We start from the raw sequence: 24,113 nt of genomic DNA, 5'->3' as shown, positions 1-24,113 counted from the left end.
TGCATTACGCAATATCTTGCCAATGACAATACATGAAATCTTTAAATATAATCAATGATTAAATCGAATACAATCGCAACCATTTGCCTGGCGCTTCTCAGTATGGTTGGCTGCCAGAATAATCGGGATTCTGATGCTCCCAACTCGAAGGCGAATACAATAAGTCCCGAAAACCTTCTTCTTAAAGAGTGGATGCCTAAGTCTATTTACAAGGTTCCAATTACAAATATTGAAAAAGCGAAATTCCCGGTAATAGATATGCATGCCCATGATTATACCACTACAGCGGAAGATATCGCCGAACGAGTGCAGATTATGGATGAAGTGGGTATTCAGAAATCCGTAATCTTCACGAATTCAACCGGAGCGAAATTTGATTCGCTGTATACCATGTATTCCAAATATCCTGAACGCTTTGAGGTTTATTGCGGTTTTGATCTTTCCGGATATCAGGAAAAGGGTTGGTCGGATAAAGCCGTAAAGGAGCTTCGACGTTGTGTGAAGAAAGGTGCCGTAGGTGTTGGGGAACTTCATGACAAAGGCGGAGGCTTGGTTCAGGGACTGCACCCCGATGACCCTTTGATGGATGCTTTATTTGAGGCCTGTTCGGAATTGAACATTCCAGTCAATTTGCACGTTTCAGATCCGAAATGGATGTACGAAACCATGGATTCTACCAATGATGGTTTGATGCGATCCTGGACATGGAGGGTAAAGAACCCCGAGTTTGATCATATGAAACTGATGTCCACATTTGCGAATACATTAAAACGGCATCCGAACACAAAGTTCGTGGCCGCCCATTTGGCGAATTGCACTTTTGATTTATCCATTCTCGGAAGACTTTTAGATGACTTCCCAAATTTGTATGCCGATATTTCAGCACGTTTCTCCGAATATTCGACTATCCCTAGAAATACAGCGGCATTCTTTGAAAAATACCAAGACCGTATCGTTTACGGAACGGACTATGGTTGGGAAGTTTGGGACAAGAACGGTGATTATGGCAACAATACCAAGTTAGACTCTATGTTTCGTATGACTTTTAGGGTTCTTGAAACTCAGGATGAACATTTTTATTTAACCGATTTACTGGGTTATAAATGGCCTTTGTATGGTCTTGGGTTAACTGATTCTGTCCTAGAGAAAATCTATCGGGGCAATGCAATAAGAATAAGTAAGCAATAATAATTGCTGTGTCAGGTATATTAAAAGATGTGCTCCTAGAATGTGTTCACATATATTTTCCTGATATTATTCTTTTAAACTCTTTAGGTAAGCCATAGTTTTTGGGACCTGAACACTTTTTAATTTGCTTTCATCCTCGATATAATAGTGTTTGATACCTGCTTTTTTTGCAGCTTTTAATACTGCGGGAATGTCTATTTGACCGGTACCCAGTGGAACGTCGTTTTCTTTGGAGGTAGATCCGGTCATATCGCCCTTAACGCCTTTCCGTAAGTCTTTTAAGTGCATTAGCTTAAACCGGTCACCATATTTTTTAAGTAATTGGACAGGGTCCTGCCCGGGAAAAAATGTCCATAGGATATCCATTTCAAAGGACACGTACCTCGGATCGGTATTCTGCATCAGATAATCGAATAAGGTACCCTTTTTATAGGGCTCGAACTCATACCCATGATTGTGATAACAAAACGTCAATCCGTGGTCTTCCTTTAAAATTTTACCGGCCCGGTTAAAGTCTGCAACGGCTTTTTTAGCATCATCAAGGTCAAAGGTGCCCTCATGGGGAATCCAAGCTACCCGGACAAAGGAAGCGCCCAATACTTTTGCCTTTCGCGCTACTTCTTCGGTATCCTTTACCAAGTCATCATAACCCGTACCGAAAGACGAGCATTTGATGCCCCTTTCGTCCAAAGAACTGCGAAGGGACTCGGGGGTCTTGCCGAACAGATTGGAAAATTCCATATCCGTGATGCCTAAGGTCTTTATAGTATCTAGGGTTGCCGAAACGTCTTTCTCGAAACTGGTTCGATGGGTGTACGATACCAAGCCGGGCGTTTCGGGAAAAAGAAGGTTGCCCGATTGGCAAAAAATGGTTCCCGTAGATAACAATAAGGCGATTACTATACTTGGTAAATAAGATGCTCTGTTCATAAGAAATAGTTTTAGACGGTCTCTTACACGGTAAGGTCCCATCCTTGTTCATATTTACGTCCCCATAACTTCATGGCCTCGCTGTCGGACATACGTCCGGTTGTATCGTCAACGTCGAACCCTTTTCCTATACGGTAAGCGATGTTGGCATAGTGCACCATGGCCATAGTGATGCTTGCCTCGTCGATAGGCGCATTCAGCTTGGCTTTACCGCGAATCGCGTCGAAGAAGTTTAGTATATGGGTGGTCGACATATCACCTCCTCCGCCCAACGCTGTGCCTGCCTCGTTGGAGGTAGACTCGCTGCTTTTGATCAATTTTCCGCCGAGATCCGTGAGCAGATACTTCCCGCGATTTACAAACACTGCCCCCTCGCTGCCATAAATAATGGTTCCGCGATCATAACCATAGGTATCGTAAGCTTTTCGGCTTTTGCAGTCCCATTGAATGGTTTTATCCCCTGCAAATCTAAAAGTAGCCTCCATAGTATCGTACATTTCCCAACCATCGTTTACAAATTGCCGTTTGCCTGCCAATACCTCGGCATGTTGGGGCAAATCGACGTTAAGTGCCCACCGGGCCACATCCAATTCATGGGTACCGTTATTGCCTGCTTCGGCAGTACCGTAGTCCCAACCGTACCAGTGCCAGTTATAGTCCCAGGTTTCCTCGGTATAGTCACGGCGTGGGGCAGGACCCTGGAATAGTTCCCAATCCAGACCTTGGGGTACAGGAACTTTTTTCTGGACGGGCACTTCGCCACGGCTATTGACGTAAAAGGCAACTGCTTTAAAGGGCGTGCCAATAATGCCGTTATGAATTTCGTTAACTATCTCTATGGTATGGTCGGAAGAACGCTGCTGAACGCCCATTTGAACCACTTTCCCATATTTTTTGGCTGCTTGCACCAACATTTCGTTTTCATTCATGTCGTGGCTGCACGGTTTTTCTACATATACATTTTTTCCTCCTTTAAGAGCCATGATCGACCCTGGGGTATGCCAATGGTCGGGGGTGGCATTGAACAAGACATCTACCTTGGAATCGTCGATTACTTTGCGGATATCATTTTCCAATTTCGGTTTGTAATCAATATGTTCCGAAAAATTTTTCAAGGCCTTTTCCCGTTGTTTTTCCATTACATCGCATAGATACATTAAATTGACATTGGCCTCCTTTTTGGCAATCGGCTCATAGTAGGCGCCCAGTCTACGGCCCAATCCTGCTATGGCCACATTTAACCTGTCGTTGGCACCTATAATGCGGCGGTAACTACTTGCTGTCATTCCCATGGCCGAACTTCCCACTGCAATGGCTGCACCACCAAGTGTCGTTTTTTTGATAAAATTTCTTCTTGTTCCCATATGGATGTAAATTATATGATTAAATCCCGTTAAATTCCGATATCCGTTTGCAAAATAGTCATGTTTGGTGGATCTGCCCCATTTTACCGCCGATAAACACCCATTCTATCAATATCCCGGTTTCTGATAACATTTATATCTTGTGCCGCTAAGGCCGTGTTTCCCATATACACATAGGCTTCGGCTCTCAAGAGGTAAGTTTCTGCAAGCTGGATCGCATAAACATCTTTATGGTTATATCCACCCCAGGTGCGACCGGGATCTCAAAAGGATTCACGGGTAAAGGAATCCGATACGAAATAATTACCGCGCTCGGTACGTTGCGCAACACTCAGGTTGTAGTTTTGAATTGCTGCAAATCTCGTAACTGCATCGACCCAATCAACATCGTTTCCCGCTAGATAATTGGACTTTTCCTCTTCGGTCCTTAACCTTGAAGTCATTATTTCAGGATTAGTGACATCGGGTCGGGCCGGTTTGCCCTGGCTACTTGTCGGATTGGTGTAATACCAGTTATAAAGGTCTTGCTGGTCATAATAATCGACCAATCGAGTGGCATACTCACTGGCGTTCATCACTCTCATAGGATTGTTGGTCATGCTATTTTGACATCTTAAAATTTAGTACTAAATTTAGTCCCCCCTCCCTCTTAATATCCCTTTCAAAATTTTGTTTGCAAATTCCGTGTCGAATTTAAAATAACCAACTCTATTGATTAAATTTTAATATGAGCGCAATTTTTATAAGTCATTCAAGTAGGGATAACGAGTTTTGTGAAAAGCTGATGGCTTGGTTGGATGATCTTGGACACCGCTCCGTATTCCTGGATATAGACGGATCATCTGGAATAGCAGCTGGATACAATTGGGAGCAGAAACTCTATCAAGAATTGCGGGTATGTCGTGCGGTCATCGTTATTTGTACCGAAAACCTTATGGGTTCTAAATGGTGCTTTGCGGAAATCACGCAGGCACGCTCTTTAGGAAAACATATCTTTCCACTTAAGATAGCCGATTGTAAAATAGACTCAATACTATCTGATTCGCAGGTTGTTGACTTTTTGAAATTTGATGAAAAGGAAGCTTTCGAACGCCTTAAAAATGGGCTGGCCATTGCAGGAATCGATGCCGAGGACCCCTATGATTGGGATGGTAGTCGATCACCCTATCCCGGTCTTTTATCTTTTCAGGAAGCCGATGCCGCGATTTTTTTTGGAAGGGACAAAGAAATCGGAGACGGACTTGATGTACTGAATGGAATCCATCGCTATGATGGCGCCGGTCTCGTCATGACTTTGGGTGCTTCCGGTAGCGGGAAGTCTTCACTTGTTAGAGCCGGAATTGTGCCTAGATTGAAGCGTGATCCGGCACGTTGGTTAGTCATAGACCCCTTTCAACCGGGAGACGACCCATTCCTTGAGTTGTCGAAAATTTTATCTAAGGCCTATCTCAAATATTCCAAAATCAAACGAAAGGCCGATGCCATTCGTGAAAGTCTTATTTTCAACGAAGTAGCTATAGAACGGACAACCACTGGTGATGATGACACTGTTTCTGTTGATGAACCATCTATAGATTTTGCTGAATTGCAGGATGCCATAAAGACCTTAGAAGGTCTTCTCCAGAAAAGTGTCATCGAAACAAATACATCCAAACACGGATTACTGCGCTCCAGCCTCAAGGATCTCCAAAAGTTCCGCAGTGAATTTGCGTCTCCAAACTATGCCGACGTCGCTGACAATGATGACGGTTCACGGCCAGTATTTATAGAAGAGCTATTAAATGGCTCAGGTCGAGAGAATGCCAGTCTTTTAATTATCATTGATCAGTTTGAAGAGTTGCTCAACCGACCTCCAGATCATTTGGGCAGCCGGTTTCTAGTCTTTTTACGCCGCCTATTGGACAATAAGGATAACAAACTTGTGATAATAGGAACAATGCGATCCGACTTTCTGGGTGCCTTTCAACAAAATTCGGCTTTGCGTAGCTTAGAATATGGTAAAATCTTAGTGGGTCCTGTTGATACAGCTTCTTTGACAGAAATCATTGAAAAGCCTGCAGAATTGGCAGGGGTGCGGATAGAACCGAAATTATTGCAAGCCTTGATCGAAGATGCTGGAACAGATGATGCCTTGCCTTTGCTTGCCTTTACCTTGCGTGAGCTGTACGATAAATTTGCCGACGATAATCTATTAGAATATCGCGAGTATAAAGACTTTCTCGGTGGAATTCAGGGTGCGGTTGCCAAAGCAGCTGAAGGAGTGCTGGAAAGACAACAACTAACTTTAACTCAAGAAGAAAACCTTCGTAAGGCATTTCTTTTTATGTCCCGAATCAACGAAAATGGACAATTTACAAGAGAGGTAGCAAAATGGAGTGACATGCCCCAAGAAGTTCACGGTGTACTTGAACGACTGGTAGCGGGGAGGTTGCTAGTCTCACGTGGCGGCGAAAATGGTGATGGTACTATAGAAGTTGCACACGAAACCTTATTTAGATCCTGGAAGCGATTAAAAACCTGGTTGGACGAAGACCGGGAATTTCTGTTATGGCGCAGCCGACTTTCCAGAGCTAAACAGGAATGGGACTACAACGAAAGGGACAAAAACACACTACTTAAAGGCGCGGTATTGCACGAAGCTTCCAATTGGTTTGAACGCTATAGTAACCAACTCGACAGTGAAGAGCAGCACTATGTTTTGGAAAGTTTAAAGGAGGACCTCCGTCGACGTCGTAAAAGGCGTGCCAGCATAATTGGAGTCATATCCTTTCTGACGCTTATTGGCTTATCGATGACCTTTCTATTTATTAATGCTACAGAGCAAACCAATATTGCGCAACAAAAAACCATAGAAGCCAAGGTTTCTGATTCGACAGCGCAGAGGCAAACAGCTATCGCAGAAATCCGCTCAAAAGAAGCCGAAAGGGAAAAAAAAGAAGCAATTTATCAAAAATCACAAGCAGAGGAACAAACAAATATAGCAGAGGAACAGCGTAATAGAGCTTTTATAGAGAGTAAAAATGCTATTACTCAAAAAAATAGAGCCTTGGCCAATTACTTGATCGGGGAAGCGAATAGAGAAGTTCAAACCGATCCGACCCTTGCACTCCGATTAGCGGGGGAAGCATTTGAAAAACGTTCTGACGATACTACTATCGCTAAGGATGTATATGCCATTTATAGCGAAAATAGTTTTTACAAACGTATTTTAAGACATCAGGAGGCAGTCAAATCTGCCGTTTTTTCCAACGATGGAAGCACTATACTTACAAGATCCTCCGATAATACCGCCCGCTTGTGGGATTCGCAGGGAAATCCTCAGGGAAACCCAATGCAACACGAGGAAACAGTCAATTCCGCTGTTTTTTCTCCTGATGGAAAGACCATATTGACAAGTTCACGGGATGGGACCGCTCGCTTGTGGGACCATGAAGGTAACCCCATTGGAAAGCCCATGCTGCATGAAGGCGGAGTCTTTTCCGCTGTTTTTTCTCCCGATGGGAAGACTATACTATCAAGTGGTGAGGATAGGGCCGCTCGTTTGTGGGACCTACAAGGTAACCCTCTGCAAAAGGCAATGAAGCACAAGTTTGCTGTCTATTCGGCTGTCTTTTCTCCCGACGGAAAGACTATCGTGACCAGTTCCGCCGATAGCACCGCCCGTTTGTGGGACCTGCAAGGTGATTCTATCGGAAACACCATGCAACATGAAGATGGAGTCTATTCTGCTGCCTTTTCTCCCGATGGAAAGTCCATAGTGACAAGTTCCGCGGACAATACCGCCCGCTTGTGGAACTCTCAAGGGAATCCCCTAGGAAACCCCATGCAACATGAGGGTGCGGTCTATTCCGCTAATTTTTCTCCCGATGGAAAGACCATACTGACAGGATCAGCGGACGGGACTGCACGCTTGTGGAATCAGCAGGGCGACCCCAATGGGAAAACCATGCAACATGAAGGGGCGGTCACTTCCGCTGTATTTTCCACTGACGGAAAGACCATACTGACAGGTTCCCTTGATAAGACTGCCCGCTTGTGGGATGCTCAAGGCAATCCGCTTTATAAGCCCATGCAGCATGAGGGGTCGGTAACTTCCGCTGTCTTTTCCACCGATGGAAAGACCATACTGACAAGTTCCGAGGACGGCACTGCCCGCTTGTGGGACGCACAAGTTGAGTCCTTAGGAAACCCTATGCACCATGAGGGTGCAGTCTATTCCGCTAATTTTTCCCCCGATGGAAGTACTGTGTTGACAAATTCCGAGGATGGGACCGCCCGTTTGTGGGATTCCCTAGGAAATCCCCTGGGAAATCCTATGCACCATGAGGGTGTAGTCTATTCCGCTCATTTTTCCCCCGATGGAAGTACTGTGTTGACAACTTCCGAGGATGGGACCGCCCGTTTGTGGGATTTGAAGGGAAATCCCCTGGGAAACCCAATGCAACATGAGAGTGACGTCTATTCCGCTGATTTTTCTCCCGATGGCAAGACCATAGTGACAAGTTCCGCGGACAACACCGCCCGTTTGTGGAACTTGCAAGGCAATTCCCTTTACAAGCCAATGCAACATAAGGATGTAGTTTATTCCGCTGTCTTTTCCCCCGACGGAAAGATTATAGTGACAAGTTCCGCGGATAATACCGCCCGTTTATGGGACCCACAAGGCAATCCCCTCGGAAAGACCATGCAACATGAGGATGCAGTTTATTCCGCTGTCTTTTCCCCCGATGGAAAGACCGTCCTGACAAGTTCCAAGGATGGGACCGCCCGTTTTTGGGATTTGCAAGGCAACCCCCTTGGAAAGAACATGCACCATGAGGGTATGGTTTTCAATGCTGTCTTTTCCCCCGATGGAAAGACCGTACTCACAAGATCCTCTAATACCGCCCGTCTGTGGGACCTGCAAGGTAGTCCACTTAATAAGCCCATGCAGCATGAGGGTCAAGTCTTGTCCGCTGTCTTTTCCCCCGATGGAAAGACCATCCTGACAAGTTCATGGGATGGGACCGCCCGTTTGTGGAATCGTCAAGGTAATCTCCTTGGGAAGCCAATGCAACATGAGGATCAAGTCTTATCCGCTGTCTTTTCCCCCGATGGAAAGACCATATTGACAAGTTCACAAGATGGGACCGCCCGTTTGTGGAAAATGGTAACTTTAGAAGCCTTTCTTAAAAGCGATCACATAGCTCCCTTGACTCGTATACAAAGAGAGAAATATGGAATTGATTAATTTTTGTAACGTTTTTGCGCAATCAGCTGGTTTTCTACCGAAAGGACATGGCATCGTCAAGAAGTACGGCGGCAACAGGTAAGTCAGGCATTCTACTCCTTTGAACCAGCTTCTCTGCATGGTTTTTCGGACAGCTGTCTAATGTTGCCTTTTAAATAAAATATAACATAATTAATGGCTTTTGGAAGTGTCTTTTCAAAATTCAATCGCGCTGAATCCCGCTATGTATCGATTTTTTGCACATTCCACCTTAATAGGATTCTGATAAGAACGAACTCTATCAATAAATAGTAACACCTTCAACAACCCTAGAAATCGCTTTACTAGATGAAGGCGAATCTGGCGAGAGACCTAGTTGCATCGATTTGTAAAATGCCAGTAATTGCCCGAACAGTATATTGGAGACCGCTAAAAAAGCTTCATTACCTGCCGAATTGATTTTTGGAAGCTGAAAATGGGCATCGAAAGAAATATCTTTCAGTTCTACCTCGGAAATGCCTATTTGAAACAAAGGCTTCTTACCTTGGTCCATTCCTTTGACCAGATCTTTTTCATATCGCAGCACATCTTGATTATTGGAAAAATAATAAACCATCAAAGTTTCCTCGTCTACAACCGCTTTCGGTCCATGCCGGAAACCTAGGTAAGAATCATATTTGCAGATGACCTGCCCATCCGTTAATTCTTGAAGCTTTAGATGAGATTCCATTGCAGTACCAAATTGGGGGCCGGATCCGAGAAAAATCGCCCTTTTAAAAGGTAGGTCGGTAATTCTTTTTAATTCGTTGCTATATTTTTTAAAAATAGTGTTGGCACAGGTAATGGCGTGATCTACCAGAGGGTTGACGGCTTCCGGTTGATTAATAGTATTTATCAAAAGGGCAGTTAGCATCATTCCCGTGTAGCTTCCTGTCATAGCCAGACTTTGATCATTTGCTTCTGCGGGTAAGATGAAAGAATAGCGCTCGTTCTTGACTTTGTATTCAGCAAGCTTACCAGTTTCGTTGCAGGTTATCACCAAATTATAGCATGTATGGCAATACCGGTCCGCAAGACGCAAAGTGGCAACACTTTCAGGACTATTACCGGATCTGGCAAACGAGATAAGTAAGATGGATGAAGTTTTCCTAAAATAATCCTCGGGATGTGAAACCAAATGTGTAGTGGCCACCGAGAGCGTGGTTACCCCTGTCTTGCGCTGTATCTCACCGGAAAGTGAAAGACCTATAAATGCACTAGTGCCCGCTCCCGTGAGTATGATAGTATCGACTTTGGGAAGTACCTCATCAAGAAATGAAGCAATTTGTACTTTTTCTTCGGAAACTTTATCCCTAATCGTAGACCACAAAACAGGTTGACCTGCTATTTCCCTGGCTGTAAAAATACCGTTCCTTTTTTTGAGTACGGTCTCATCGATGCCTAAATATTTCATATGTTTAAGATAGCTATTTTATTGCGATAAACTTCCATAATATTATGTAACAAAAATAACGAACTTATTTTAAGTTTCAAAGCCTTGTATTTTATTTCCAATACATTATTTAATCTCCTTTTTCCTATTTTAGGGGTACTAATTGCAGAACCATGGAATACGAATATCTTTGGTCTTCTAATACCTAAATAACGGCATGGCCAAAAAAAAGAAATCAAAACGTTCAACCGTCGAAAGACGTAAAACCATCTTAAGTATGCTGTCCGAAAACGGGCAAGTGTTCGTGCATGAGCTCAGTGAGCAGTTTAGCGTCAGTGAGGTGACCATACGAAACGACCTGGATTTGTTCGAATCTAAAAATTTGTTGATTAGGGCCAGGGGCGGTGCCATGAAATATGAGAACAACGTTGGAATTGATTACGGAATTTCCGAAAAGGACAAAATAAACTACGTCGAAAAACAAAAAATCGGTAAAAAAGCGGCGGCTTTGATCAAAGAATCGGAAACCGTAATACTAGATTCAGGAACTACCACTATGGAAATCGCCAAGAATCTCGGTGATATCAAATCGTTGAGCGTCATCACCAACGCCTTCAATATTGTGGGTCAATTGATAGCGAATCAGAACATTAATGTGATTGTGCCGGGCGGCTCGCTACGAAAAAACTCCCACTCATTGGTCGGCCCCCTTGCGGAAAAAAATCTTAAGAACTTTTATGTGGATAAGGCTTTTATCGGGGTCGATGCTTTTGATACCCGCGTTGGCATTTATACCCCCAATATTGAAGAAGCCTCGCTTAACCAAATTATGATTAACATCGCCAAAGAAGTTATTTTGGTAGCCGATTCAAGTAAGTTCAATCGAAGAAGCCTTGCCTTTATCTGTCCGATAGGCCAAATAGATACCGTGGTGACCGATGATAAAATTAGTGCCGAAGACCATAAACAACTTCAAGATTCAGGGGTGAAAGTGATTATTGCCTAGGACCGTTTAAAAAAAACTGATTGATGCCAAAAGCGCTGCAATAGTTCCTACATTTCACTTTGACCGCAGGGGTCTATTCAATGGTTATCTTATGGTCGAGGTTGTTGTATCCGGTGGTTTCCTCCCAAGTATTGACATTCGCCAAACGTACGCTATACTCGGGTCTATCCGCAAGGTCATTTTGGCTATCGGCTATGTGAAGGAGTAGGTCATATTCTCCGGCCATCAAAGATTTGGGAAGGGACAAAGATTCGGAGAGGCTAACGTCGGAAAACCATTTTTGAACGTTTGTAGCTATAGGCAGGGCAGTGATTGTTCCGTCAACTTGATTTCTCAAAATTAATTGTACGTTCCTTTTCTTCATAGAGGATGCGTAGCCCTTGTTTTCTATATCGAGCGCTATTTCTAATGAGCCACCTTTAGTAATTTTGGAAGGATAGGTACCTTTTTTCAGAACAAAGCGGTAGCCTAAATTCTTTTTGATGTTTTCCATACATCCCCCGTCTACCCAATCGTTATTGACCTCATTATTGTAATCGGCGTTCAAGAAAGTATAGTGTAATTGGCGTAATTCAATGTCGGCCACGCCTGCCGGTGAACAGTCATTTTCAGGACTGTATCCATCACTACAGGTCTCTCCCCCGACAATGACATATTTGCTATCCTGTTCAAAATAGGCTTTTAGATTTTCAATGGATGTTTCCCTTTGGGATGACGAATTGCCATAATCTTCGTAGGTTCCGAAATCATCTGGACTTGCGAAAAGACAATCATTATGGTAGGCGATCCGCGCCTTGTCCGTTCCGGTAAAGGCTTCTTCTTCCGAAGTGGCGGTAACATCTGTTTTGGCATCTATTCCATAAATATAGCGCTGCTTCATCTGCGGATAGCGCACCTGTATCATAATTTCTTTGGGAGTGGCATCCAACAAGGCTTTCAATACATCGATACGGTCTTGCCAGTTCTCGTCCAACAATTTGCCTTGGTCGGCGTTACCTGAAGAATCCCCAAAATAATCCGTATAATAGTTTTCACCCCATGTGCCAATGAAGCCCATTTGAATGGAATTGATTACATCCGCATTTTCGCTAAGTATCGGACCCAATTGTGCAATATGCTGTAAAACTATATCTTTTGGGGCATCACCGTATGGAGGGCATATAAAATCTTCGGGGCAACTGCCGGCCGTGGAGGTAACGGTATACGTAAAACGGGGAATCAATTTCACCCCTGCCTTTCGGGCGATTTCGAAATCGGAAGCGACGTTAGTAAGGTATTCTTGCGAAAGGGGTTTATCGTTAAAACCATCTAAAATAAAATAGCGGAATATCAATGTGCTTACCGTGCTGTAAGTCGCCCCTTCGGTCGTGGACGGATTTCGATAGGCCTTTAGTGCATCTTCACTAAGAGGTTCATAGCTGCTTGCCCTGGTTTCCGAATAGCGATAAAAACCGCGATCGGGATTCGGAAAATCAGTGTCGTCTTCTGTATAGTCTACAACGACGTTATCCGAGACTTGGACTTCACCCTCTTTTTTCGGCTCTTCGGAACCGCTATCGCTATTGCAGCTCCAAACTATTGAGATTATCACGAGAAATAGAATATTCATTGTTTTCATATTTTTTGGTTTACATAACATGGCTATCAAACAAGACAATGATTCTGATACTATTTTATGCTGTTTTCTAAGTCTTAACGTCCTAATTCATTTTAAGTTTTAAACGAGTATACACCCAATACGATAGAAACTTAATGCATCATTCTGGGTGAAATGCCCTCGCCTTTAGGCGAAGACTTCAATTCAATTCGATTCGCTGTTCGCTATATGACGAAGGCAAAAAAAGCCTAAAGCAATCTGAGTATAGCGTTGGGCCGAACGGTTGGACTTTAACCGAGCTTGAATCGGAATCAAAAGCCATCTGTATTTAGCCGATGGTAGTTCAGTTTAAATTATGTCAAACTTTCTCCTCTGGCGTGTCCGCAGTTTCTTCCGGATCGATAGCCAGTAAAAAAGCGGCTATTATCGCTAATACGATACCCGCTATTTTTACGGGATTCGGTAAAAATCCGAGTACCAGCATCGAAATTATGGCCGTAATCAGGGGTGCCCCGGCGTTGGTCAAAGGAGATACTACCATAGCCTTTCCGTATCGGAATGCAAAGACCAGACATAGTGCCCCGACCGCGTTTAAAATTTGGATGCCCGCCGCAAGCCAAGGGCCATTGGCCCCCCAATTGATTTCTTGAGAAAAATCCGTCATTAAGAGGGCAACGGGAATTATTAGAAGTCCGGTCAGCATCATATAGAAAAAAATACTTTCCGCCTTCATGGTCTCGTTGGCCAGTTTCATAAAATAGGCCTGTATGCCCCAAGCGGCCAACACTAAAATGGCTAAAACAAACCATAAAATACCATAATCCTCCTCGGTGGAACCTTTTGAATAATCGAATAAGGGCAGTGCGATTATGGCAAACACGATACCGAGGGTGCCCAACTTGCCTGTGCGCTCTTTTAAGAACAAGTAAGAAAGCACCACGGTTATAATCGGGGAGAGGGAGATAATAGGAAATATGAGATAGGTCGGCCCCACAGTGACCGCCTTAAAAAGTACCATTTGGCCTCCCGCACCTAATAGACCAATCAAACATCCATAGAAAATGGATTTCTTATCGCGCTGTAGTTTCCAACCGGTACGGCCCATAACGAATAGGGCAGGGGGAATCATGGTTACCGCCCAAACGCAATAGATCAAGGTATCGGGGAAGCCATTTTCTGCAGGTACTCCTGTAAACGCGCCCCAAACGCCCCAAAAAATGGTGGTTACTAATGCATAAAGGAGCCAAGGTTTCAATTTCATAAGAGGTATTATTTTTGGTCATTTGACCGTAATTCGAGGTTTATAGATTTTTTCTTAAAAGGAGGGCGCCATCGTTTTCCAGCGATTGGTGACACGCCCATTTTACAGGATGTCTTACTTGTTTCACTTCGATATGTGCGTAGAGACGCAATCCCTCCCAAGCTTTGTTTTTAGGCAATTGAAAAAGTACCTGTCTTACCTTGCCGGGTAACGGATATCCGGGATCGAGACTTCCTTCGATGTGCAAGGTTTTTTCCGTATCGGTAAGGGATATGCGAAGCGCACCGGGCACCCCGGAAAGTCCGTCGTTGACCAATCCAAGAATCAGTCCGGGATATCCGTCCTTTTCAAAATACCAGATCCATGAGGGCCTGACCCGATAGCCTATCGAAGCGGCCAAATGGTTTAATGGCCCAGGGTATTTATCGTAATAGCTCAGGAAATTTTCCGCAGAAATAACGTGCCAGTTCCACAACGAAAAATAGGTTGGGGAAACGTCCTTTACATGGGCAATGATATTTTCGTTCTTTGCAATTCCCTCGAAATTCGTTTCTTTATTTTTATCGCCTGTCGCCAAGCCCTGTTCTATTGTCGCGCCTATCCAAGACGGGCGATTACTCAGGGCATCTATTTGCGAGGTTTCGATAAAAATAGTGTCTGTGCGCAACCAATTATGCGAGCGTACGGTTCTATCCAAAACTTCCGAATTGCCCACTTCGCTGTAATCGGGTTGTGTGTTTGTAGTCAAGGGAGTTTTTATCCAATTCTTGGCTTGATGCTCGAAAAGTGCGATAGAGGTTTCTTCGGCAGTGCGATAATCCGGAAACGGATTGCCTTCAAAGGGCCAAGTGTGGCCTTCGCCCCAAAAGCCGTACATGTAGGTATCTACATATTCCACAAGTTCATGGCCGTTGTATTTTTCCGATAGCAGGTCGTCAAGCTCTTTAAAGGCCCTCATGAATTCTGGATGGTCATATCTCGGAGCGTAATGTACTTTTCCGGGAATGCCGATTTCATCGGTAACCCCCAATTTCACGAAAGGAATTTTATCCGCTAAGAAATCCGGTACGGAATGGCCCTCGATTACCGGACTCATCAACTGCACTCTAAATGCCACCCTTTTACCATATTTTTTGGCCATCTCGAAGGTGATATTCCAATGTTCGGGAAAATCGAGTTTCCCAGGTTCTTTTTGGATATCTTTCCAATCAACGCGAAGGTACAGCACATCGCCTAAAGGTAAACGGGCCAATTTTTCGATGGATGTTCTTAAGTCTTCACCCTTAACCTTGGGCGGCCCAACCTCATCACAGATATAGGTGACCATGCCCATTCCGAAATTGGGTACTTTGCCGGACGCCGCGGTGGTGGTCATGACCACATTCGCACCGGGTGCGTTCGCATCGGGACCATAGTTGTGAAACGGACCTTGGTTCAAACGGTCGGTGATGGTAGGTGGAGGGCCAAAATTATACCCTTCCCAATTATGGGGTGGTATCTTACTATCCAGAAATGAAAAGGAGACCCCTGTACAAAGGCCGGCCAAGGCACTTCTTCCAATAAAAGATCTACGTTTCAATGATATTCGACATTATATATGAATATCAAATATATAAAATCTTTCGTAACCTTTCATTTTTATTTGGATAAAAATGATTCGAAAGTTTTTACTGCCAACCTTTTAGGATAAGTTCAATGTATTGCGGGAACGAATATCGGTGCTATCTTCCCAGAAAATGATATAACTCACGCGCGGCCCAATAACACGAACACGTAAACACGCGCACGGGCCATTTTTTAGTCAATGAAATACATACCTGGTTTTGTTCTAGAATTTTTCAATCCCTAGGTTGAACTAGCTTTTCGTAAAATAGGGCAACCGATTCAGAGGCACTTCGATTTCGACCGTTCGATTGCCCTTGTACAAGGTGCCATCGTCGGCTTTCCACCTTCCCTTAGGCAAAACCACACTACGTTTCCGTGACCCTTTTTCCACCACGGGCGCTACGAGAATACTGTCCCCGACCATAAATTGATCTTTAATCATCTCATATCCGCTCTCTGGGTAGGCCAGGGCTAATGGTTTAACGATAGGTTCTCCCGTTTTTGAGGCAGTGTTAGCGAGATTAAGGAACATATTCCCCATTTTTTCGTGCAACTTGGCCGCTTCAAGGCATATTTGGTTGTTTTCCTCGGATAGCACCCGCCAAGGGGCGACAGAAAATTGCATCATGGGCATCAGGGCATGTACCTGCGCGGAACGAACGACCAGTTCCTCATCAATGGATGCCAGGTCCATAAACGAACCATATTCCCCGCCCCCGATCATATCCGGACAGGTGTAGGCATAACCCATCATACTCTGTGACATCAGATCGGGAATCAACTTTTGAAGGTCTCCCCAGTTATGGCTTTTATCACGCAATCGCTGGGCTAGCGGAAGTCCCGCCATTTTCCAAGAGGCGCGGTATTCGTTCAGAGGAAATTGTAATCCGAGTTTTGCAAAATAGGTCGTATGGTCGTTCGGCGCCAGGTCGGGCACGTAAGAAACGATATCACCGGTATAAAAATCGGCATCGCCGGCATCGAATTTAAATCCATCTACGCCATACTCGTCCATCAAAAATTTCAGTCGACCTTCGAACCATTCCCTAGTTTTCGGATTGCTGAGGTCGAGGCAGGCGCTAGCCCCGTTCCACCAACGTATGATGGCTGCCTTGTTCTGGGTATTGGCCCAGAGTACTTCCTGTGTTTTATCACCGTCTAACAACAGCATCCCGTCTTTGGCCAATTGCCTGAAGTTTTCGGTGTCGGCGCTTACGAAAGGGCATACCCATAGCATCACTTTGAAGCCCATAGCATGCAATTTTTTCATCATGCCCTTGGGGTCTTTAAAGCGTTTGGCAGAAAACTCCCAAGTACCATAGCTATCTTGCCAGTTATCGTCGATCATCAGAACCCCCGGTGGATATCCCTTGTCGATAATGGCCTGTGCATATTTTAAAATGTCTTCTTCGTTCTGATTGTAGGTCAGCTCTATCCACGTATTGTACTGCGGTTTTGTAAACAGCAGTTCTTCGGGAATTTTACCGTTTGGAGGGAAAAAATTCTTGACTGCGTAGTCATAGGAATCCCGAATAGTTTTACCGGCAGTACCTGATTGTATGCCGCCTTCACGGTCTGTAACCGTGATTTTGCCTTTATTAAAGCTGTATTTGATCGGTGATTCGCTCCAAACGTATCTTCCCTTACTTGACAGCAATAAAGGCTGCGCCTGGTTTCCCAGATTATCGCCCCAAAGATCATGGCTAGTGACGGTTTCCGAATCATAGGGCGTTTCATGGCCTACGGTGCTAAGACCGCCCCACCAATATTCGCCGGGAATAATATCGATTTCGACCGAATCCTTATTTTGGGCATGTGCCCAAAAGGCCGTCATTACAATAAGCGGGAGTATGCGTATTTTTTTCATTTTCATCGGTTTGAAACTTATAGTAAATTTATTGTATTAAAAAGAGATATAAAGAGGCGCTATCCATAAAACGAGCCAGTAATACCACATGTAGCCGTGATTCAAGAATCATGGTTTTTGTAACAAAAACGCCTTGATCGGCACCGAATTTATACCCACTAATACCGTGGTCTGACCGTCACTTCTTAACATAGTCTTGATGTCTTTGGCATCGCCATCGATAAAAAATCCACTTTTATCCAAGCTTACCGGGGCGAATCCTCCTTTTCCGTCGCCCAACATACACAGCCCGATACCGGCATCATGATTGCCGATGGTCGCCTCGCCGGAATAATTGTTGCCTACTAACAGTACATCGACATTACCATCTTTGTTGACATCAATAGCCCCGATACCGTTTACGGGTGCGAGTTGCGCCAGGTTCGGTAGGGCGTGTACGGCAAAAGTACCATCTCCTAAATTTTCAAAGTAGCTGCTCTCGAAATTTTCGGCATGCACCACATGGGCGGCTGAAAGTTCTTCAGGTAAAAAGGCCTCGGAAAACGTAACCTTGGCGTAGTCTCCATAAGTCTGAAAACGGGCCCGCATAGGGGCGATCTGTTTGATGATTTCGTCGCGGGTGTGGGCGATATAATTTTTTCCATCGATGTAGTAGCACATAATTGGGTCGATACTACCATTTTTGTCATAGTCGTTGGCGTAGATACAAAGCGGTTCTTCGACGGTGGCTTTAAATCGGCTATTCGTGCCGAGATTTCCGGCGATTAGATCAAGGTCGCCGTCATTGTCAAAATCTGCGGATACCAGACTGTTCCACCACCCCGAGGTTTTTGAAAGTCCGGCTTCTTGGGTAGTGTCGACAAATTCGGTCCCCGTATTTTTTAGGATGGTAATAGGCATAAATTCTCCGGCCAGAATAAGGTCAGGTCGGCCATTGCCGTCAACATCGGACCAAAGCGCCGAAGTGACCATTCCCAGATTGGATAATTGGGGACACCATTTCGTCGTAACATCGGTAAATTTTCCGGAATCGTTGCGTAGTAGAACACTTTTAGGGGGTAGGGGATACTCTCCCGGAACCACCCTTCCCCCCACAAAAAGGTCTAAATCGCCATCACCGTCAAAATCGGATGCAGCAACCACCGAACCTGAAGTTTCGATTTCGGGAAGTGCTACGCTATCCTTCACAAAACCGCCATTGCCATCGCCGAGGTACAGTCGATCTTGATAGGCCTTGTCCTCTTTTTGAAACTCGCTGCCGCCACTGACCACATACAGATCTAGGTCGCCGTCATTTTCAGCATCGAACAACAGCGAGCCCATATCTTCGGAAGCGATATCTTGGTCAAGGGGCTTTTTGGTAAATGAGCCATCCGGTTTCTGAAAGAAGAAATAGCCGCTGAATCCGGCACTACCCCCGATGTAAAAATCGTCGAGACCGTCTCCGTTGATATCGCCCTTACTCATTTTCGGACCGTTTTTCGATTGCATGTGGGGCACCAACGGCTGTACGTTAAAATCGTTGAATTTATTCTCTATATGGCGATAGTCCGTGCCTACCTCTTGCGATATTTCCGTGAACCAGGTTTTTTTGGTTGTAGTGGATGTCTCTTTACCCGCTTTGGCATCGATATAGCGCATGCTTAGCAATTGTCCGGCATCTACATTCGTTACGACCTGCTTTTTGCCGTCGGGCCAGGTCACGATCAGGCTATCGACCTTTTTTTCGTCACCTAGCCCGAAGTGTATCTTCGGATCGATGCTCGATTCATAGCCACGGGACAGATAGTGTTGGTAATATTGGGTATTCCCTTTTGTTTTTAAGGTGAGACTTGTTCCTATACCCTCAAGGTTGCCCTGTTTTCCTTCTAAACGGATGCCCAAAAAATTGTTCTCTTGTTTCCTTTCACTTTTATTTTCTAGAATATCTGCCTTTTGGTTGACATTATTGACGACAAGATCTAGGTCGCCGTCATTGTCCAAATCCACAAACGCCGAACCGTTTGACATGCTTTTTTCCCGGATGCCCCATGCTTCTGAAACGTTCTCGAATTTGAGGTCGCCCCTATTTTTGAAAAAGTAGTTTTTTACCGCGGCACTGGGCAAGTCTTTGATGGCGTCCAGTTTTTTTTGCTTTCGGTCCGTTTCCGAACCGAAGGGGTTCGAAAGGTCTTGCTGTTGGTAATTGATGTAATCGAGATCGCCCAGTTCCCTTCTAAAACCATTGGTTATAAACGCATCTTTGTTGCCATCGTTGTCGTAGTCGGCCAAAAGTACGCTCCAGCTCCAATCTGTTTTATCGATTCCGGAAAACTGGCCGATTTCGCTGAAGGAGCCGTTGCCATTGTTCAATTGCAATGTATTACGGGTATATTGTGGCGTGTAGCCCCGCTCGGTCAGCATTTGCAGTTTGTCGAAACTACTGGAGGGTACTATGGTCTTTCGTCGTTGGTTATCTTCCGGCAACATGTCGAGTACCAGAATGTCCATCAGGCCATCGTTGTTGAAATCGGCGATGTCGTTGCCCATACCTGCAAAACTGGTATGCTTGAACAGTGTTTTCGAGGCATCTTTGAACGTACTGTCGCCCTGATTCAGATACAGCACGTCATTGGTCAAAAAATCGTTGGAAATATAGACATCCGGCCAACTATCGTTATTGATATCGGCAATACCCAAGCCTAGACTATAGCCTTCAACGAGTATTCCCGCTTCTTTGGATACATCGCTGAACGTATCGTCTCCGTTGTTGCGGTACAATTTGTCGGTGCTGTTAGATTCGCCATTTACTTTTTTGGACCGTATTTTGTTGACGGATGACAATGTATAATCTACGGGGTTGATGATGAGGAACATATCGAGGTCACCGTCTTTATCATAATCGAAAAAGGCGGCTTGTGTAGATTGCGAGGTATCGGCGAGTCCGTATTTTTGGGCTTCCTCCGAAAATGTACCATCCTTTTGATTGATATACAGGAGGTTCGCCCTTTGCGGCACCGCCGCATCCCCTGATACACAGACGTAGATGTCGAGCCATCCATCCTGATTGATATCAATCATGGCAACGCCAGTGGCCCAGCTCTTGGAGGTGAGTCCCGATTTTTCGGTAATATCCTCGAAAGCAAGATTCCCCCGATTGCGATATAATGCGTTCGACACTTTATTGCCGGCCATAAAAACATCCGTAAGGCCATCATTATCGATATCGCCAACACCCACACCAGCACCGGTATAGATGTTCATAAAAGTGTAAATGTTGTTCAGGCTATCTTCTTCGATATCGTTCGAAAAGTCGATATGGGTATGTGACGATGGTACGGAAACGAACAAGGTATCGTCATGAGCGCATGCGCAAAGTAGCAGCCCCGAAATTAAAAATGTGATGTAGGCGCTATTTCGCATCCTCTAAAGATATTCGTTTCCGTTGTCCTGTGTAAGAGAATAGCTCTACAAAGTTCACGCTTTTAGGGTTCAGCATCAGATTTCTGGAGGATTGGCTCAAGTAGGAACCACCGTGGGCAAATTCGCTGTAGCCTGTATCAGCGGTGCCCCGAGGAGAAGCCATTTCATGAATTGATGTTTTTTTTTCGAAGCGTCAATTTTTTTGAAAAAATACATTTGTATCGCAAAATTTTAAATTACAAACGTGCAGACGGTATTCCTTTATCGTACCATACCCATTTAAATTCTAATAAATAGTTTCTTTTTGTACATCCAGTAACAAATATACCAAAGCATAAAAAGTACAATACAGCTTAAAATAATTTGCGAGCCCAATTCGCCTGTCCAACCAAACAGGGCATTTGAAAACGGAAGAAATACCTTCTTAATAAGATCCGCTCCCCCGACATGGGCAAACAGATAAATAAATAGCGGGTTCATGCCTACTACGGCAAAAAACAACACGCCTTTTTGGTATTTTTTGATATCTATTACCCAGTAGCATAGCGCAAGAGCTATCAACGCCCATCCACCACTGGCAAATACAAATGTACTCGTTGCTATCTTTTTTATAATGGGCGTTAATGGGCTCAGACCATACCCGATAAGCAATGCAATACTCCCTGCTGCAAATAAGATTTGCAGTTTTTTCTTGGCTGAATAATTGCCTATAAGCAATTGGCCTGCCAGAACACCCCAAATGGTATGTGCCGCGGTTGGGATAGCATTAAACATCGCCCAACCGCCACCACTGTCTTCTCCTGAAATAAGCATATTAAACCAGGCTGGAAAATTTTCTCCATTGACAAAGGCATGTGTAAACCCTTCAACAGGAAAGAATCGATATAGGCCTTCGGTAATTAAAAGCAATACTACAGAAAATCCAATTTGAATTACTACGGATTTACGGATCACCAAAAAGGCAAGAATATAGGCAACTCCCAGTTGTGCCAATACATTTTGAAACCTGAAAACAATTTCGCCCGGATCAATACAGTATAACCCCCAACCCAAGAGTAACATTAAAAATGCCCTTTTTACAGCATGTATTGTTAAATCTTTGTAAGAATCCCCTCTCGCCATCCTTTTTGAAAAAGATAATGGCATGGCGACTCCTACTATGAACATGAAAAAGGGTTGGATCAAGTCCCAGAAATGCAGTCCTTCCCAGCGAACGTGGTGTAACTGAGATCCAATGGTATGAATAAAAGTTCCTTCGAATTGTGGCAATACGAAAAAAGTGAATAGATGGGTAAACTCGGCAATAAGTAAAAACATCGTTAGTCCCCTATAAAAATCGAGGGATAAAAGCCGACCGTTAGGTTTTCCTTGCATTTCAGCCATGATATAATAATTTAAAAAGTATTTGGTTTTCCTCGAACGTCGCGTAATACATAAATCGTTCTATCCAGCCGCCGTTCTTAATATAGGTTCTGGTCTCTTCCAGAGCATAACTTGCACGCTTTACCGGCTCAAAAAACTAGGCTTGTAATTGGAACAATTACTAATTGGAATAGCTTTAAATTCTTGATAAATGGGCATGAAACCAGAGGCATACATCCTATAAATGTATTCCTATATAAGAACAATCCAATCTACTTTTGATAGATTGGATTGTATAACTAAAATAAACTAACTCAACAAATAACGCATTAAACACAAATGCTTTTGATATTAATATCCTGGATTTTGAGTTAACAAACCGTTAGAACGTTCTATTTCTGATAATGGAAAAGGAAACACGTTTAGTCTATCGTTCCAATTCGCACCGAATATTTGGGGGCCGATTCCCCATCTGGTTATATCGAACCATCTGTGGGGCTCCAATGCCAGTTCTACTCTTTTTTCTTGTCTCATAGCCGTCAGCAAATCCGTTCCGGCCGCTAAATTGTCCAGCCCTGCCCTGTTACGAATATCGTTAATTTGTTGTTCTGCAATTCCTAAATCTCCACCACCTTCAATAAGGGCTTCTGCATATAACAACTTAAGTTCGGCAAAACGGAACCAACGCTCATTATTAAATTCTGCCGCTCCGTTCGATGAACTATTCGCACTTACGGTATTTTCAGGTCCCCTATATTTCTTTGAGGTGAAACCTGTTGAAGACCAAGTATTGTCATAGGGTACCTCAATTTGACCCCCTGCATCAACAGTATAGTATGTATCCCCTTGTTGATATACCATTGAACTCAACCTTGTATCACCCGGTTCAAATGCATCTACTAAATCCTGTGTAGGCGCCCACCAACCATTCTTTCCTCCAGGCACACCATTCCCACCGGCATCCCAGTAATTCCCTCTAGCGATTCCTTGTGAGGCCTTAAAATCTTCCGAATGCGTATCATCAAAAACCCATATGTTATCATCCGCAAAAGGTCCACCAAATTGGATTTCGAAAATGGATTCAGCATTATTTTCAGTCGTAAAATTAAAATTATCCTCATAGTTCGGCATTAACATATAGGGTCCTGAATCTACCACATCGGCTAATGAAGTGATAGCGGCAGGCCAATCTTCTTTCCAAACATTAACCTTTCCGATAAAGGATTTGGCAGCCCATGATGTGGCCCTTCCAGAGTTTGCACTATCCCAAGCATCAGGCAAACCAGCTGCAGCTTCAGTAAAATCAGCTAATATTGCCGTGTATAGTTCGTCTTGCGTAGCATTTGGTAATGCTTGATCATTTATCCCTTGAATTATTCCCATAGCCAATGGAGGAGTACCATATAATTTGAGTGCTTGAAAATGGAACCAGGCACGAAGGAATTTAGCCTCTGCCGCTATTACTGTTTTGTCCTCTGCCGTTAATTCATTTTCCCCGTCTAAACGATCAATCACCAAATTAGCCCGATAAATACCTTCATAAATTTGAGTATAGGCTGCGGCATAGGGAACATCCGCAGCCCTGACCTGTAATGCATCTATATCCCTAGAGATTTGATCTGACTGAATAGCATCGGCTGCAACATCATCGGTGATTACCACTGAGATTTTCCAAAACTCACCAGTTTCACCTAAAGTTTCTGTACTTGTTCCCCACAAATCTTGAATTGACGAGTAAGAAGCAAAGACAGCACCATCAAAATCAGCCCTAGTTTTGTAAAAGCTATCTGTGGTCAGCCTATCCAGAGGCTGTAAATCTAATTGGTCGTTACATGAGAATAAAGTACCCAAAAAGCAAACGGCAACTATACATTGGTTTATTTTTTTCAT

General features: G+C 44.1%; 14 protein-coding genes and 1 pseudogene. 3 read left to right on the top strand and 12 right to left on the bottom strand.

The genetic code is table 11. The features are described from left to right. The first annotated feature begins 54 nt into the window (after positions 1 to 54). On the top strand, positions 55 to 1,188 hold the full coding sequence (locus tag BLT07_RS18495; RefSeq protein WP_217633347.1) for an amidohydrolase family protein: 1,134 nt from the start codon (positions 55 to 57) through the stop codon (positions 1,186 to 1,188). Between the two features lie 66 nt (positions 1,189 to 1,254). On the opposite strand, the gene BLT07_RS18490 is transcribed toward BLT07_RS18495, so the two are convergent. The 4 genes and pseudogenes from BLT07_RS18490 to BLT07_RS18475 all read right to left on the bottom strand — a co-directional run bounded on the left by BLT07_RS18490 (position 1,255) and on the right by BLT07_RS18475 (position 4,081). Beyond that, the gene (locus BLT07_RS18490; RefSeq protein WP_091873367.1) at positions 1,255 to 2,118 is read right to left on the bottom strand and encodes a sugar phosphate isomerase/epimerase family protein; all 864 of its coding nucleotides are present in this window, start codon (positions 2,116 to 2,118) and stop codon (positions 1,255 to 1,257) included. A gap of 23 nt (positions 2,119 to 2,141) precedes the next feature. Then, the gene (locus BLT07_RS18485; RefSeq protein WP_091873364.1) at positions 2,142 to 3,482 is read right to left on the bottom strand and encodes a Gfo/Idh/MocA family protein; all 1,341 of its coding nucleotides are present in this window, start codon (positions 3,480 to 3,482) and stop codon (positions 2,142 to 2,144) included. A gap of 83 nt (positions 3,483 to 3,565) precedes the next feature. Then, positions 3,566 to 3,721 (bottom strand): annotated as a pseudogene (locus BLT07_RS18480) (RagB/SusD family nutrient uptake outer membrane protein); the annotation flags it as partial. A 24-nt stretch (positions 3,722 to 3,745) separates the two neighbouring features. Next, positions 3,746 to 4,081: a hypothetical protein gene (locus BLT07_RS18475; protein ID WP_091873356.1), complete on the bottom strand. Its 336-nt coding sequence runs from the start codon at positions 4,079 to 4,081 to the stop codon at positions 3,746 to 3,748. A 128-nt stretch (positions 4,082 to 4,209) separates the two neighbouring features. On the opposite strand from BLT07_RS18475, the gene BLT07_RS18470 reads away from it, so the two are divergent. Beyond that, the gene (locus BLT07_RS18470) at positions 4,210 to 8,712 is read left to right on the top strand and encodes an nSTAND1 domain-containing NTPase (protein ID WP_091873353.1); all 4,503 of its coding nucleotides are present in this window, start codon (positions 4,210 to 4,212) and stop codon (positions 8,710 to 8,712) included. 280 nt (positions 8,713 to 8,992) lie between these two features. Here the strand turns inward: BLT07_RS18470 and BLT07_RS18465 are convergent, their stop codons facing one another. Further along, positions 8,993 to 10,144 (bottom strand): SIS domain-containing protein, encoded by a 1,152-nt coding sequence (locus BLT07_RS18465; RefSeq protein ID WP_091873350.1) that lies wholly within the window; start codon positions 10,142 to 10,144, stop codon positions 8,993 to 8,995. Positions 10,145 to 10,340: 196 nt separating this feature from the next. Here BLT07_RS18465 and agaR point away from each other — a divergent pair, with 196 nt between their 5' ends. Further along, complete coding sequence (gene agaR / locus BLT07_RS18460) at positions 10,341 to 11,129, top strand: transcriptional repressor AgaR (protein ID WP_091873347.1); 789 nt, start codon at positions 10,341 to 10,343, stop codon at positions 11,127 to 11,129. Positions 11,130 to 11,202: 73 nt separating this feature from the next. Here agaR and BLT07_RS18455 read toward each other — a convergent pair whose 3' ends face one another. The 7 genes from BLT07_RS18455 to BLT07_RS18425 all read right to left on the bottom strand — a co-directional run bounded on the left by BLT07_RS18455 (position 11,203) and on the right by BLT07_RS18425 (position 24,113). Beyond that, on the bottom strand, positions 11,203 to 12,747 hold the full coding sequence (locus BLT07_RS18455) for a DUF4832 domain-containing protein (protein ID WP_175455365.1): 1,545 nt from the start codon (positions 12,745 to 12,747) through the stop codon (positions 11,203 to 11,205). Between the two features lie 337 nt (positions 12,748 to 13,084). Beyond that, positions 13,085 to 13,987: a DMT family transporter gene (locus tag BLT07_RS18450; protein WP_091873338.1), complete on the bottom strand. Its 903-nt coding sequence runs from the start codon at positions 13,985 to 13,987 to the stop codon at positions 13,085 to 13,087. Positions 13,988 to 14,027: 40 nt separating this feature from the next. Further along, positions 14,028 to 15,566 (bottom strand): hypothetical protein, encoded by a 1,539-nt coding sequence (locus BLT07_RS18445; protein ID WP_217633346.1) that lies wholly within the window; start codon positions 15,564 to 15,566, stop codon positions 14,028 to 14,030. Between the two features lie 276 nt (positions 15,567 to 15,842). Continuing rightward, the gene (locus tag BLT07_RS18440; RefSeq protein ID WP_091873335.1) at positions 15,843 to 17,459 is read right to left on the bottom strand and encodes a glycoside hydrolase family 31 protein; all 1,617 of its coding nucleotides are present in this window, start codon (positions 17,457 to 17,459) and stop codon (positions 15,843 to 15,845) included. A gap of 108 nt (positions 17,460 to 17,567) precedes the next feature. After that, on the bottom strand, positions 17,568 to 20,861 hold the full coding sequence (locus tag BLT07_RS18435; RefSeq protein ID WP_091873332.1) for a VCBS repeat-containing protein: 3,294 nt from the start codon (positions 20,859 to 20,861) through the stop codon (positions 17,568 to 17,570). 279 nt (positions 20,862 to 21,140) lie between these two features. Further along, positions 21,141 to 22,244 carry an acyltransferase family protein gene (locus BLT07_RS18430; protein ID WP_091873328.1) on the bottom strand — a complete coding sequence of 368 codons (1,104 nt, stop codon included), beginning with the start codon at positions 22,242 to 22,244 and terminating at the stop codon, positions 21,141 to 21,143. A 330-nt stretch (positions 22,245 to 22,574) separates the two neighbouring features. Next, on the bottom strand, positions 22,575 to 24,113 hold the full coding sequence (locus BLT07_RS18425; RefSeq protein ID WP_091873324.1) for a RagB/SusD family nutrient uptake outer membrane protein: 1,539 nt from the start codon (positions 24,111 to 24,113) through the stop codon (positions 22,575 to 22,577).

It is taken from the genome of Pricia antarctica (assembly GCF_900101815.1).
Lineage (GTDB): Bacteria > Bacteroidota > Bacteroidia > Flavobacteriales > Flavobacteriaceae > Pricia > Pricia antarctica.
This window is presented reverse-complemented; position numbering and strand designations above follow the sequence as displayed.